This is a genomic window from Cryobacterium zhongshanensis (assembly GCF_022760445.1).
GTDB lineage: Bacteria > Actinomycetota > Actinomycetes > Actinomycetales > Microbacteriaceae > Cryobacterium > Cryobacterium algoricola.
The window spans coordinates 17,085-29,452 of the sequence record NZ_JALGAR010000001.1; the positions used below are offsets into that span (position 1 = coordinate 17,085).

Consider the following 12,368-nt stretch of genomic DNA (forward strand, 5'->3'; position numbering starts at 1 on the left):
GGTGCTGGTGCAGCGGTGTACCCCTCCAGCGTGCCAGATCGCGGCCGGGACCGACACCGCACCGGTTTCGGCAGGGCGCGCCCGAAACGGCGGGCGCGGTGTGCGGAAACCGGCGCGGGCGCGGTCGCGGGCCGCCGAAACCGGCGCGGGCGCGGTGCCGGCCCCGGTGCGAAGCGGATGCTTCAGGCCCGGAGGACGGGTACGCTCGCGCGGCGGCGCCGAAGGGCCGCACCACCCTCACGGATGCCGAGGAACACGACGGCGGTGCAGAGGACGAAGAACCAGTCGAGGACACCGAGCCCGCTCGTGCCGAAGAAGCCCGCGACCAGCGGCACGTACACGATGACGAGCATGATCGTGAGCGCGAGCGCGATGGCGTACCAGAACGAGGCGTTGGTGAACTGATACCTCGTGAAGAACCCGTGCACGCTGCGGCGCTGGATGATGCTGACGAGCTGGCAGACCATGATCGTGACGTAGGTGATCGACATCGCCTGGGCGAGCGGCACGGCGGGCACCGCCTGGCTGAACGGGTCGATTCCGTTCCGGGTGAAGAAGGCCAGGTAGTTGACCATGGCGAAGGCGCCGATCAGCGACCCGCACCAGACCACGTCGACGATCGACCGCCCGTTCAGGATCCGCGCGCGGGAATCCCGGGGCGGGTCCTTCATCGTCTCCCCTTCCGCGGGGTCCTTGCCGAGCGCCGCGATCGGGAAGATCTCCCCGAGCAGGTCGATCGCGAGGATCTGCAGCACGTTCAGGGCGAGGGGCACGCCGAACAGGGAGGCCAGGGCCAGGCTCGCGGTGTTCACCACGAACTCGGCGATGTTCGAGGTCAGGCAGCTCAGCACGCCCTTGGTGATGTTGCGGTAGATCGTCCGGCCCTCGGCGATCGCGTTGACGAGGGTCGCGAAGCTGTCGTCGAGCAGCACGATCTCGGCGGCCTGCTTGGCCACATCCGTGCCGGAGGCGCCCATCGCGACCCCGATGTTCGCGTGCCGCAACGCCGGCGCATCGTTGATGCCGTCGCCGGTGACGGCGACGATGTGGCCGGAGGCCTTGACGAGGTCGACGATGCGCACCTTGTCCTCCGGTGCGACCCTGCTGAACACGGTGCCGCCGCCGAGTGCGTGACGGAGCACCTCGGCATCGGGCATCTCCGCGAGCTCGGCGCCGGTGACGATGCTGAGACCGTCGTCGCCCGACAGTCCGGCCTGGTGCGCGATGGCTTCGGCCGTGAGGGAGAAGTCGCCCGTGACGATGTTGACTTTCACCCCGGCGGCGAGCACGGTCGTCATGGCGGCGGGGACGGCGTCGCGGATCGGGTCCTGCATCGAGACGAGGCCCAGGACGGTCAGATCGCGTTCGATGACGGTGATGTCGCCACTGACGGCATCCGCTTCGGTGAGCACCCGCGTCGCGAAGACGAGGTTGCGCAGCGCGCGGCTCGCCTTCTCGGTGTGCCGGGCGAGCAGGGCGGAACGGTCGGCGTCCGTGAGCGAGCGGACGGAGCTGCCGTCGTCGATCAGGGTGGCCCGGGCGAGGAGGCTCTCCGGGGCGCCCTTCGAGTATGCGGTGACGGCTCCGTCCGGGCCCCGGCGGATGCTGGTCATCAGTTTCCGGGTGGAATCGAACGGCAACTCGCTGATTTCGGGGGAGCCGGCGCGCAGGGCCTCGAGGTCGATTCCGGCCTTGCCTGCCGCGACCAGGAGGGCGCCTTCCGTCGGGTCGCCGAGGATTCGCCAGTCGTCGTCTCCGGTCGGGGCGACCAGCCGGGCGTTGTTCGCAAAGACCCCCGCGGTGAGGAACGCGCGCAGCCGGTCCGTTGCCGCGCCGCTCCGCGGCTCCGGCTCGAAGACGCCGAGCGGCGCGTAGCCGATTCCGGTGACCCGGTAGTCGGCGCCGCCGACGACGAGCTCGCTGACCGTCATCTCGTTCTTGGTGAGCGTGCCGGTCTTGTCGGTGCAGATCACGTGCGTCGCCCCGAGCGTCTCCACCGAGCTGAGCTTCTTGACAAGGGCATTCTGTCGGGCGAGGGTGCCTGCGGCCGCGGCGAGGGCGGTGTTGACCTCCGCGGGCAGCCCCTGGGGGATGAGGGCGCAGGCGAATCCGACGGCGAAGAGCATCGCTTCGCGGAGCGGAAGTTCGGACTGCACGGCGATGACGAGCACGACGAGAGACACCACGGCGACGCCGTACGTGACGTACTTCGCGATCTTGCCCGTCTCGACCTGCAGCGGGCTCCGGGTCTGCGGGGCCGACTGGCTGAGCCGGGCGATCCGCCCCAGCTCGGTGTGCATCCCGGTGGCGGTGACGAGGCCGAGCGCCTCGCCGGTCGCAACGCTGGTGCCCGCGAACGCCAGGTTGTGGCGGTCCGCGAGCGGAACCTCGTGTGGGATCGGCCGGGCGAACTTCCTGGTCGGGTCGCTCTCGCCGGTCAGGGCGAAGTCGTTGGTGGAGAAGGCGGTGGTGTCGACCAGCCGCACGTCGGCGGGCACGGAGGCGCCTTCGGTGAGTCGCACTACGTCGCCTGGCACGAGTGCACGGGACTCGATCTCGGTCAGGACGCCGTCCCGATAGACCTGGGTGGTCGGGTCGACGAGCCTCTCGAGCGCCTCCATGGTCTTCTCCGCGCGGTTCTCCTGCACGAAACCGATCAGGGTGTTGAAGCCGACGAGGGCGACGAGGACGCCCGCGGTGCCCAGGTCGCCGAGGAACCCCGTGATGGCGGCGCTCGCGAGGAGCAACACGATCATCCAGTCCGCGAACTGGCGCAGGTAGCGCCTCAGCGTGGACTCCTTCTTGAGGGCGACGATCGCGTTGCTGCCCGAGCGGATGCGCCGCTCGTCCGCCGCGCCGGTCGTCAGCCCTGAGCGCGAGCTGCCGAATGCGCTGAGCACCTCATCAGCCGTTTCCCGATAGATCGACGCGACGGGGTCAGTGGAATCGGCAGGGTGGAGCTGCGGCAAGCTCATGGTTCAAGGCTACGCTTCGCCCCGGTCACCGAATTCCCGCGCCCACCGGCCAGAGGCATCCGCGCTCAGTCTCCGCGGGCGGTGATCTCCTGCGTCAGCGGGGCCGCGTGCTCGAGGTATCCCTCGGTGCGTCGGTGGGGAAAAGATGCCTGCCGTGGACCTGCAGCGAGGAGGGAGTCCTCTTCTCCGATCACGACCAGACCGGCGGAACTGTTCGCCGATTCGCTCAGGCAGTGCAGCCATCTCTCGTTGAGGCTCGGAGCGTGCCCACCACTGAACCGGAAGTAAAGCGGGATCGACGGGTGCAACCACGCCGAACTGTGACCGCCGGATTTCCCGGCATCGGGCCAGGAGAGCAGGAAACTCTCGCCCCTGCGGAGCTTCTGCACGATCACGATCTGCAGGTGAGCGAGAAGCCGATCGTCGAAATCGACGATCATCCCCTTGTACATCAGGTATCCCATGGCTCGCCATTCCCGATCGGCCTGAGGCTCAGCGCCATCGATGTCGCCTCGAAGCATATTGCCCAGTTATACGCGTGAGATTTTCTCAATACAACCAATCAAGCGAGCTTCTAAGCAACCTGCGGATCACGGGGATGTCGGCCTGGCAGGGCGTGCGGGCGGGGCCGGCGGACCGGGCGTACGCTGTGGTCGTCGGCTGCCGCAGAGGGCGGCACCGGGGGAGGATCGTATGACATCGGCCAGGAAGACCATCTCGAAGCGATCGGCGCGGAAACGGGCCTGGAGCGACCTCAGTCCCCGGGAGCAGACCGGCGTCCTCGTCGCCGGATCGGTGCAGCTGGCGCTCGCCGCGACCGCGTGGGCGGACCTGGCGAAGCGGCCCGCCGCACTCGTCAACGGACCCAAGCTCCTGTGGGCCGCCGTCATCGGACTGAACTTCGTGGGGCCGATCACCTACTTCGTCTGCGGAAGGCGGAAGGCGCCCGCGGCAGGCGCTGTGCCGGCAGCGGTGACCACGCCCTCGGCGCCCGCGGAGCCCGAAGTGGCTCCAGCGCCCGCAGCGCCGCCGGCAACCGAAGTGTCTCCAGCATCGGCAGCGGCTGCAGAACCCGGGTCCGCCTCAGTGACCCCTGTGGTCGACGAAGGCGAGCCGGGGCCCGTGACGGGGCTTGCCTAGGGTCCCGGAGGCCTCGAGCAGGCGGACGACCCGGTAGCGGTGCGGCTGCCAGATGCGCATCGCGGCGACCATGAGCGCGTCGTCGAAATCCGCGTCGAACAGGGTGTGGCCGATCGCCCCGGCGAGATGATAGTCGCCGACCGAGAGCGCATCGGCGTCACCGAAGGCCCGCTGGGCGACTTCCGCCGCCGTCCATTCGCCGATCCCCGGCACCGCGCGCAACCGTGCGCTCGCCTCGGCCGCCGTCAGGTCGCTCGCCGCTTCCAGCTGCCGCGTCACGGCAAGGCAGACCATCACCGTGCGGGACCGCTGCGGGTCGACACCGGCCCGATGCCATTCCCAGGAGGGGATGAGCTGCCAGGCCCTGGCCGACGGCGGCACGCGCATCCCCGCAGGTGCTGGACCGGGCGCCGGCGTTCCATGCGCGCGGACGAGGGCGCGGAACGAGGCCGTCGCTTGCAGGCTGATGACCTTCTGTTCGAGGATCGCGGGGATGAGCGATTCGATGACCCGCCCGGTGCGGGGGATCCGCAGGCCGGGCCAGCGCCGGTGCGCGTCTCGCACGAGCGGATGCTGCGCGACGAACCCCGAGGGATCGTCGCGTTCCCCGAGAAGGTCCGGAGCGCCTTCGAGGGCCTCCCGCGCGCCCTCGCCCCACGCCTCGCAGCGTAGCTCGGTCAGGCCGGACTGGGTGAGGCGGAGGGTCGCCGGCCCGGACCGGGTGAGCGTAGTGCGCCACACGGCACCGTCCTGGCTCACCTGGAAGGTGGGGTCTGACCGGCCTCGGCGCAGGCGCGAGAGGGTGAGACCGACATCCGTCGGATGGGCCGGCCGCCACCGGCTCGAGCAGTCCGGGGACGGCGCGCGTTCCGGCGCCTCCCGCTGCGTCAGGTCCGGCGCGACTGCGGGCATGCCGGGCCCTGCGGGCGCGGCGATTGACGGCGCCGTTCCCTCGTCACTCCCTGCAGCTGTTCCCACCCTGACAGCCTAGGGAGTGCGTCCGACAGGGCGGACACATCCGCACGATCACGACCGGATGCTCAGGGCGCTTCGGGTGCGCTTCGAGCCTCGGGTCCTGGACCGTCGTACACCGGGTTCCGGGTCAGTGCGCCCCGACCGTGAGGTGCTGCTTGCGAACCGGCTCGATCCGCACACTCGTGCGTTCGCAGCCCGAGCACTTGAGCACGTAGAGCGGCAGGGTGATCTGCTTCGCGTGCGCGGCGTTCGGCGTGAGCTGCGCCGGCGAATGACAGAACGGACACGTGATCAGCATGGTTAGGTCCCCTAATCCTCTTACCCGCCACGGTTTGTAACGTGTACTTCAACGCTAACTCTCGAAACCCGTCGCGGTACCCCCTAGACGGATGTGTCGAAGTATGTATCCGTACAGGAAAGGAACCCCGCCGCCGGTCGTGCCCGCCGGTGGTCCGCCGTCAGGGGCGTCAGTCCGTGTCGGAGCGCTCGACGACGAAATCGGCGCCGGGGTAGACGACACTCTGGTGGCCCTCGCCGAAGCGGACCAGGTACGGCGGCTCACCGTCGGGCCCGCGCACCTCGACGATCTCCCCGTGTTTGTCCGGTGTCTCGACCGTCCGGCCGCGAATGATGATCCTGTCGCCGATGATTGCGCGCATGTCCACGCACCTCCTGCGGTTCAAGCTACGCCCGGGCCGCCGTTCTCAACAGGGCAGGTCTTCCGGCGGCGGGCAACCCGCCGGCCCGATCCTGAGCCGGTCGCAGAGGGCGGTGAGCTGCTCGAGTTCCTCGTTGGAGAGGGCGTCGCCGAACCGGGCGGAGATCGAGCCCATGTGATCGACCGCGACACTGCGGAACAACGCGTACCCGGAATCCGTCAGCTCGACGATGGCACCGCGCCCGTCGTTCGGGTCGGTGACCTTGTGGATGTACCCACGCGAGGCCAGGCGGTCGATCAGCCGGCTCACGCTCGGCTGGGTGAGTAGAACGTGCTGGTTCAGGTCGCGTAGGCGGATGCGCCGATCCGGCTCCCTGGACAGGTTGAAGAGCACGTCGTACTCGTTGAAGGAAATCTCGCGGGAGGGAAAGTCGCTCGCGAGGCTGCGCATGATCGCCACTTGCGCGCGAAACAGCGATTCCCAGGCGGATACTGCGGCCGCTCGATCCGTCACCGGTCCTCCTCAGTCGTGTCTCTCCAGACTAGAGAATCTACGCCAGCCCTCGCTGCACGGCTCTTGGCGAATTCGCAGAAAGAATACAGCCGCACAGCTAGCTTTCCGTTACCGGTTCGTTATATATTCGTTGTGCGTCAACCGTTTGCTGTGGCGGAAGACGCGAAATGTGATTGCAGGACACTCTTGGTGCAAGGGAAGAGGGTCGGTCGTTAAGCCTCTACGACCGGCCCTCAATCACGTTAACGCGCGGTCCGCGTCACGAATCCGCCCACGCCCGCGCAGAGGCCTCGGGCATTCTCAGTTGCGGTGAAGACACGTTCGTGCGCGCGGCGACGGCGCTGTGTCCGCAACTCACTGCGGATGAGAGTCGGTGCGGGGCCCGGGGCCCGGGGTACGGGGGAGAACCTAGAAGACGTCGGGGCTCGGCGTCGTCGACTGGCGGATCGAGACATCCGCGTGACGGTCGAAGCGGTAGCCGACGCCGCGCACGGTACGCACGATGTCTTCGTAGCGGCCGAGCTTGGCGCGCAGGCGGCGCACGTGCACGTCGATGGTGCGCTCGTTGGGGGCGTCCTCTTCGTCGGCGGCGTCCCAGAGCTTTTCGATGAGCTCGGCACGCTCGATGGTGCGGCCTTCACGCAGCACGAGGTACTGCAGGAGTTCGAATTCCTTGTAGGTCAAGGCCGCGGTCTCGTTGTCGAGCACCACGCGCTTGCGGGAGATGTCCACGACCACGCCGCCGGCGGCACGGTCCGGGTCGGCCACCGTGCGGTGGCGGGCCAGGGCGGCCGGGTCCTGGAGGGCGAGGCGCACGACGTCGACGTCGCGGCCGCCTGCCCCCGCCGGGGCGAGTGCCACTGCGGCGTGGGTCTCTGCGTTCGGGGCCAGTTCCTCGGTGAGGGCCTTGAGCGCCTCGACGATGCGGTGCAGCGAGGTGCCGGCGGCGGCGGCCTTGGCCTCGTCGATGCCGACGTAGAGCACGAAGCCTCTGGCCTCTGTGCCCTCCGGCACGGCGCGGATGCGGGGAGCGGCGGGGGCCGGTGCCAGGGCGAGTGCCGGGCGGGCGTTGTGGATGGAGCGGGCGGTGTCAATGTGTGCGAGCGACATGGCAGGAGTCCTTGGGGGTGATGATGCTGGGGTGAACCCGGCGCTCTGCGCGGTTGCGGGTTCGGCAATGGTCGTTGTGACCGGGTACGGAGCGTTGGAGAGGCTCCGGGAGTTCAACCGACCGACTCAGAACCGCGGGGTGCTACTGCACGGGGTTCTGAGGCGAGAGGGGAGCTCGGCGAGGGTGTCGCGGTTCAGCGGCACATTCGGCAACACTCGGCGCGCATGCCGGGCATCATCATGCCGGCAGTCCCAAGGGCCTCGAGGGAGGTCAGGGGGCGGTGAGTGGTTGTCATAACTGTGAGTAAAGCCCACTGTTACGGCGTGTGTCAACTTTGTGACGCAGGAAGCCGGGAGGCCTGCTGCATCACGTTCGGCCCGGTCGGGTCGAACGGGAGGATCCGTGCCCGATGGGCACTTCGTCACATGTTCCTCGATGAAAAGGCACTTCATCAAAGATTCGTGAACCTACTGCGCTGCAACGCTCGATGGTCGCAGGACCTGCGCGTTCCGCCGGCGTGGTATCAACCGGCGGAACGGGCGGAGTGTGTTCTAGACGAGTCCGTAGAGACGGTCGCCGGCGTCGCCGAGTCCGGGAACGATGTAACCGATCTCGTTGAGGCGTTCGTCGACGGCGCCGAGGATGATCGAGACCTCACGACCGGGGAACGCCGCCTCGACGGCGGCGAGGCCCTCGGGCGCCGCCAGGATGCAGATGGCCGTGACGTCGACGGCGCCGCGGTCGAAGAGGAACTGGATGGCCGCGATCAACGAGCCGCCGGTGGCGAGCATCGGGTCGAGCACGAAGCACTGGCGGTCGGAGAGATCGTCGGGCAGGCGCTCCGCGTACGTGGTCGGCTGGAGGGTCTCCTCGTTGCGGGCCATGCCGAGGAATCCGACCTCTGCGGTCGGCAGTAACTTGACCATGCCCTCGAGCATGCCGAGACCGGCGCGCAGGATCGGCACGACGAGCGGCTTCGGGTCGCTGATCTGCACCCCGTGGGCCAGCCCGACCGGGGTCTCGACGGTAATGTCTTCGACCCGTACCCCGCGGGTTCCCTCGTAGGCGAGGAGCGTCATCAGCTCCTCCACGAGGGACCGGAAGAGCGGTGAGGAGGTGCGTTTGTCCCGCAGAACCGTCAGTTTATGGGTGATGAGCGGATGGTCGGCTACATGGACTCGCATAGGCTCAATCTACTAGCTGGGGGAGGTATCCGGATGGGCGAGCAGGATCGCGAGCACCGCGAATGGATGCGGCTTGCCCTCCGGGAGGCCCGCGCGGCCCTCGAGACGGGCGATGTCCCGGTCGGCGCGGTCGTGCTCGATCCCGACGGCGTCGTCATCGGCCGCGGCCGGAACGACAGGGAGGCACGGCAGGATCCGACCGGTCACGCCGAGATCGTCGCCATCCGGGCAGCGGCTGCCGCCCTCGGCGACTGGCACCTGACCGGCTGCACTCTGGTCGTCACGCTCGAGCCCTGCGTGATGTGCGCCGGTGCGATCCTCGCCGCACGGATCCCGGTCGTCGTCTTCGGCGCCTGGGACGAGAAGGCGGGCGCAGCGGGTTCCGTCTACGACGTGCTGCGCGACCGCAGGCTCAACCATCGCGCCGAGGTGTACGCGGAGGTCGACGCCGAGGAGTGCGGCGCCCTGCTCCGGGAATTCTTCAGCGATCCAGCCCGTCGAGCCATTCGCTGAACAAGGCGCGGGAGGCATCCTGCATCGAACCGGCGTAGAGGTCGCGCTCGGCGCGCAGGGTTTCCGGGTCGAGGCCTGCCTCGGTGAGTTCCGCGGCGGATGCGCGCAGCCAGACCTCGTGCATGGCCGGTGTCACCTCGGGGTGGAACTGCACCGCGAGCGCCCAGTCGCCGATGCCGAACGCCTCGTTACCGTACTGCGGCGAACCGGCCAGGCGCGTCACGCCCTCCGGAAGGTCGAAGGTGTCGCTGTGCCACTGCAGCACCGGGACGCCGGCCACATGGCGGAGCGGCCCGGTGGCGCCGAGACCCGTCGGTTCAACCGTGCGGAAGCCGATCTCGTTCGTCGGCCCGGGGTAGACCCTGGCGCCGAGCGCGTTGGCCATCAGCTGGGCGCCGAGGCACACGCCGAACACCGGTCGTTCGGCCGCGAGCCGGTTCCGCAGGATCGAGATCTCGTCGGCGAGGGCGGGGAAGGCCTCGGTCTCGTACGCGCCCATCTCCCCGCCGAGCACGACGACGAGGTCGGCGGCGGTCGGGTCGATCGTGCCGAGGTCGTCGCTGAGGATCTCGACGTAGTCCACGGTGTAGCCGTGCTCGCGGAGCACGGGTTCGAGGTTGCCGAGGTGGATGGTGGCGTCGTGGCGCAGCACGAGCGCCGTCTTCACCGCGACCGGCGCGGCATCCGTGGCCGGTACGGCCTGGACTGCGCTCATTCCCGGCCCCGGATGATGATGGTGTCCGTGAGCGGGCCGGGCTGGCTCGGGTCGTGGAACACGTCGGGCTCGAGGTAGATCGCGCGGGCGCTCGGCATCGCCGCCCGCACGCGTTCCTCGATCACGTCGATGGACGCCGCGACGTCGGAGAAGGGCAACTCGGCGTCGAAGGCGAGCTTCGCGGCCACGAGCAGTTCGTCCGGTCCGAGGTAGAGCGTCTTCATGTGGATGATGCGCTGCGTCTCCGGGCCGTCCAGGATCGCGCGCTGGATCGTCGCGGTGTCAGCCGGTCGGGCGCCCTCGCCGACGAGGAGGCTCTTCGTCTCGACGCCGAGCACGATCGCGACGAGCACGAGGAGGACACCGATGCAGATGGTCCCGATCGCGTCCCAGATCGGGTCGCCGGTCACGATGGTCAGGCCGACGCCGAGGAACGCGAGCACGAGCCCACTGAGTGCCGCGACGTCCTCGAGCAGCACGACGGGCAGCTCCGGAGCCTTCGCGTGCCGGATGAACTGCACCCAGGTCTCCCCGCCCCTGGTGTGGTTCGATTCCTTGATCGCGGTGCGGAGCGAGAACGATTCGAGGGCCATCGCGACGAGCAGCACGAGGATCGGCAGCCACGGCACGTCGAGGTGATGCGGGTCCTGCAGCTTCTGCACCCCTTCATAGAGGGAGAAGACGCCACCGATGGAGAACAGGATGATCGAGACCACGAAGGCGTAGACGTAACGCTCGCGGCCGTAGCCGAACGGATGCTCGGTGTCGGCGTCCTTCCGCGACTTGCGGCCCCCGAGGAGCAGCAGCAACTGGTTGCCCGAATCGGCGAGGGAGTGCACTCCCTCAGCGAGCATCGAGGACGAACCCGAGAGCCCCCAGGCGATCAGTTTTGTCGCGGCGATGCCCAGGTTCGCCCCGAGTGCCGCGATGATGGCCTTGTTCCCCGACGATGCGCTCATGGAGCAATTGTAGAAGGCCCCCGAGACTCCGAAACGCCCCGAAAAGTAGACTGGCCGCATGACCGAGACTGCCGCCACTGCGGCGACCCCCACCGTCCTGCCCACCATCGCGTTCCTCGGAGCCGGATCGATGGCGCGTGCCGTCCTGACCGGGCTGCTGACCCCCGCCGTCACGGTCGAGGGCGGCATCCGGGCCACCAACCGCACCGCGGAGAAGGCCGCGGAGCTGCGCGACCTTCCCGGCGTCACCGCGTGGGCCACCGCGATCGATCCGGACGCCAACCGCACCGCGGTCACCGGGGCCCGCATCGTCGTCGTCGCGGTGAAGCCGGCCATGGTGCCCGACCTGCTCCGCGAGATCGCGCCGTCCCTCGAACCGGGCACCCTCGTGGTGAGCGTCGCGGCCGGCGTCACGATCGCCACCTTCGAGGCGCTGCTGCCGGCATCCGTCGCCGTGATCCGGTCGATGCCCAACACCCCCGCCCTCGTCGGCAAGGCCGTGACCGGCCTGAGCGCAGGCACCCGCTCCACTCCGGCCGACCTCGATCTGGCCCAGGCCCTGTTCGGCACCGTGGGCTCGGTGCTCGTCGTCCCGGAGGACAAGCTCGACGCCCTGAGCACGATCAGCGGCTCCGGCCCGGCCTACGTGTTCTACCTGATCGAGGAGTTCACCCGCACGGCCATCGACAAGGGCTTCACACCTGAGGAGGCCGCCGTGCTCGTCAACGGGACCTTCCTCGGCGCGAGCACCCTCCTCGAGGCAAGCCCGCTGTCGCCCGGTGAACTCCGCCGCCAGGTCACGAGCCCACACGGCACCACCGAGCGCGCGGTCTGGGAACTCGAGAAGGGCGGTCTCAAAGACCTGTTCGACCGGGCGACGGATGCCGCACTCGCCCGCGCCCGCGAACTCGCCGCCCCCACCGACTGACCCTGTTCCGAATTCAGGAGTTGAGCCCGGTTCGGGGCGGCCAAGACGGATGTGCCGCACTGTTCCGGGGGACGGGCTGCGGCCGCGGGGGCAACTCCTGAATTCGGAACCACGCGGGGTAGCGCAGGGCCCGGGCGCTGCGGGTGCCGGGCCGGTATGTCGGTCGTCGTAGTATCCCTTCGCGGGAATGACTAGCCTAAAGGTATGGCAGACATCTTCGGCGTGGTGGCGGACTCGACTCGACGCGAAATATTACGCATTCTCCTCGAGCGATACAACCAGTCCGGGGCGGTCGGCGGCGAGCTCAGCGTGTCTGACATCGTCGTGCAACTCGGCCTCAGCCAGCCGACCGTCTCCAAGCACCTCAAGGTGTTGCGCGAGGCTGGACTCGTCGGCGTACGTGAAGCAGGGCAGCACCGTTATTACCATCTCGACTATGCCCCCCTGGAGGAGATCGAAGACTGGCTGATTCCCTTCCTGAGCGTCGATTTCGACGCCGCAACGGAGGAGGAAGCCGAAGAGGCCGAGGGCCTCAAGGAAGAACAGCGGGCGTTCGCGACCGCGATCGGCAAGGTCTTCGCCGACACCTCATTCCAGGTCGCGCATGCGGTCAAAGACGTTAAACCGCGCAAATGGCGGAAGAACGAACAGTAGAACCAGCAGTACTCGACCGGCAACCGCCGGCCGAGCGTCGAG

14 protein-coding genes are annotated in these 12,368 nt (G+C 68.6%); 4 read left to right on the forward strand and 10 right to left on the reverse strand.

Features of this window, described 5'->3' with window-relative positions; genetic code table 11:
- Positions 1 to 182 precede the first annotated feature (182 nt).
- Both MQH31_RS00070 and MQH31_RS00075 read right to left on the reverse strand, forming a co-directional pair.
- Positions 183 to 2,975 (reverse strand): cation-translocating P-type ATPase, encoded by a 2,793-nt coding sequence (locus MQH31_RS00070; protein WP_243010484.1) that lies wholly within the window; start codon positions 2,973 to 2,975, stop codon positions 183 to 185.
- A gap of 65 nt (positions 2,976 to 3,040) precedes the next feature.
- Positions 3,041 to 3,439: a DUF7882 family protein gene (locus MQH31_RS00075; RefSeq protein ID WP_243010485.1), complete on the reverse strand. Its 399-nt coding sequence runs from the start codon at positions 3,437 to 3,439 to the stop codon at positions 3,041 to 3,043.
- Between the two features lie 229 nt (positions 3,440 to 3,668).
- On the opposite strand from MQH31_RS00075, the gene MQH31_RS00080 reads away from it, so the two are divergent.
- A complete protein-coding gene (locus MQH31_RS00080; protein WP_243010486.1) occupies positions 3,669 to 4,115 on the forward strand; it encodes a PLD nuclease N-terminal domain-containing protein in 447 nt (148 codons plus the stop codon).
- Here MQH31_RS00080 and MQH31_RS00085 read toward each other — a convergent pair.
- The 6 genes from MQH31_RS00085 to upp all read right to left on the reverse strand — a co-directional run bounded on the left by MQH31_RS00085 (position 4,059) and on the right by upp (position 8,557).
- Positions 4,059 to 5,093: a DNA-3-methyladenine glycosylase family protein gene (locus MQH31_RS00085; protein WP_243010487.1), complete on the reverse strand. Its 1,035-nt coding sequence runs from the start codon at positions 5,091 to 5,093 to the stop codon at positions 4,059 to 4,061. The genes MQH31_RS00080 and MQH31_RS00085 overlap by 57 nt on opposite strands.
- Positions 5,094 to 5,217: 124 nt before the next feature.
- Entirely contained in the window at positions 5,218 to 5,388 is a 171-nt protein-coding gene (locus MQH31_RS00090; protein ID WP_166792595.1) for a hypothetical protein, read from the reverse strand.
- Positions 5,389 to 5,557: 169 nt separating this feature from the next.
- A complete protein-coding gene (locus tag MQH31_RS00095; RefSeq protein ID WP_134534475.1) occupies positions 5,558 to 5,749 on the reverse strand; it encodes a DUF1918 domain-containing protein in 192 nt (63 codons plus the stop codon).
- 45 nt (positions 5,750 to 5,794) lie between these two features.
- A complete protein-coding gene (locus tag MQH31_RS00100; RefSeq protein ID WP_243010488.1) occupies positions 5,795 to 6,262 on the reverse strand; it encodes a MarR family winged helix-turn-helix transcriptional regulator in 468 nt (155 codons plus the stop codon).
- Between the two features lie 408 nt (positions 6,263 to 6,670).
- Positions 6,671 to 7,372, reverse strand: a complete 702-nt coding sequence (locus tag MQH31_RS00105) for a winged helix-turn-helix domain-containing protein (protein ID WP_134534474.1) — start codon at positions 7,370 to 7,372, stop codon at positions 6,671 to 6,673.
- A gap of 552 nt (positions 7,373 to 7,924) precedes the next feature.
- On the reverse strand, positions 7,925 to 8,557 hold the full coding sequence (gene upp, locus MQH31_RS00110) for a uracil phosphoribosyltransferase (RefSeq protein ID WP_243010489.1): 633 nt from the start codon (positions 8,555 to 8,557) through the stop codon (positions 7,925 to 7,927).
- A 33-nt stretch (positions 8,558 to 8,590) separates the two neighbouring features.
- Between upp and tadA the strand changes: the two genes are divergently transcribed.
- The gene (gene tadA / locus MQH31_RS00115; RefSeq protein ID WP_243010490.1) at positions 8,591 to 9,070 is read left to right on the forward strand and encodes a tRNA adenosine(34) deaminase TadA; all 480 of its coding nucleotides are present in this window, start codon (positions 8,591 to 8,593) and stop codon (positions 9,068 to 9,070) included.
- On the opposite strand, the gene MQH31_RS00120 is transcribed toward tadA, so the two are convergent.
- Together MQH31_RS00120 and MQH31_RS00125 are read right to left on the reverse strand one after the other, a co-directional pair.
- On the reverse strand, positions 9,039 to 9,785 hold the full coding sequence (locus tag MQH31_RS00120) for a glutamine amidotransferase (RefSeq protein WP_243010491.1): 747 nt from the start codon (positions 9,783 to 9,785) through the stop codon (positions 9,039 to 9,041). The genes tadA and MQH31_RS00120 overlap by 32 nt on opposite strands.
- Positions 9,782 to 10,744: a cation diffusion facilitator family transporter gene (locus tag MQH31_RS00125; protein WP_134534471.1), complete on the reverse strand. Its 963-nt coding sequence runs from the start codon at positions 10,742 to 10,744 to the stop codon at positions 9,782 to 9,784. The genes MQH31_RS00120 and MQH31_RS00125 overlap by 4 nt, the downstream gene beginning before the upstream one ends.
- Before the next feature lie 58 nt (positions 10,745 to 10,802).
- Between MQH31_RS00125 and proC the strand changes: the two genes are divergently transcribed.
- Together proC and MQH31_RS00135 are read left to right on the forward strand one after the other, a co-directional pair.
- On the forward strand, positions 10,803 to 11,672 hold the full coding sequence (gene proC, locus MQH31_RS00130; protein ID WP_243010492.1) for a pyrroline-5-carboxylate reductase: 870 nt from the start codon (positions 10,803 to 10,805) through the stop codon (positions 11,670 to 11,672).
- Between the two features lie 204 nt (positions 11,673 to 11,876).
- The gene (locus tag MQH31_RS00135; protein ID WP_134534469.1) at positions 11,877 to 12,326 is read left to right on the forward strand and encodes an ArsR/SmtB family transcription factor; all 450 of its coding nucleotides are present in this window, start codon (positions 11,877 to 11,879) and stop codon (positions 12,324 to 12,326) included.
- Positions 12,327 to 12,368: the final 42 nt, after the last annotated feature.

Bases quoted from the DNA above. Each gene is read 5' to 3' on its own strand.
- MQH31_RS00070 (WP_243010484.1), bottom strand. From the start codon at position 2,975: ATGAGCTTGCCGCAGCTCCACCCTGCCGATTCCACTGACCCCGTCGCG.
- MQH31_RS00075 (WP_243010485.1), bottom strand. From the start codon at position 3,439: ATGGGATACCTGATGTACAAGGGGATGATCGTCGATTTCGACGATCGG.
- MQH31_RS00080 (WP_243010486.1), top strand. From the start codon at position 3,669: ATGACATCGGCCAGGAAGACCATCTCGAAGCGATCGGCGCGGAAACGG.
- MQH31_RS00090 (WP_166792595.1), bottom strand. From the start codon at position 5,388: ATGCTGATCACGTGTCCGTTCTGTCATTCGCCGGCGCAGCTCACGCCG.
- MQH31_RS00095 (WP_134534475.1), bottom strand. From the start codon at position 5,749: ATGCGCGCAATCATCGGCGACAGGATCATCATTCGCGGCCGGACGGTC.
- MQH31_RS00105 (WP_134534474.1), bottom strand. From the start codon at position 7,372: ATGTCGCTCGCACACATTGACACCGCCCGCTCCATCCACAACGCCCGC.
- upp (WP_243010489.1), bottom strand. From the start codon at position 8,557: ATGCGAGTCCATGTAGCCGACCATCCGCTCATCACCCATAAACTGACG.
- tadA (WP_243010490.1), top strand. From the start codon at position 8,591: ATGGGCGAGCAGGATCGCGAGCACCGCGAATGGATGCGGCTTGCCCTC.
- MQH31_RS00120 (WP_243010491.1), bottom strand. From the start codon at position 9,785: ATGAGCGCAGTCCAGGCCGTACCGGCCACGGATGCCGCGCCGGTCGCG.
- MQH31_RS00125 (WP_134534471.1), bottom strand. From the start codon at position 10,744: ATGAGCGCATCGTCGGGGAACAAGGCCATCATCGCGGCACTCGGGGCG.
- proC (WP_243010492.1), top strand. From the start codon at position 10,803: ATGACCGAGACTGCCGCCACTGCGGCGACCCCCACCGTCCTGCCCACC.
- MQH31_RS00135 (WP_134534469.1), top strand. From the start codon at position 11,877: ATGGCAGACATCTTCGGCGTGGTGGCGGACTCGACTCGACGCGAAATA.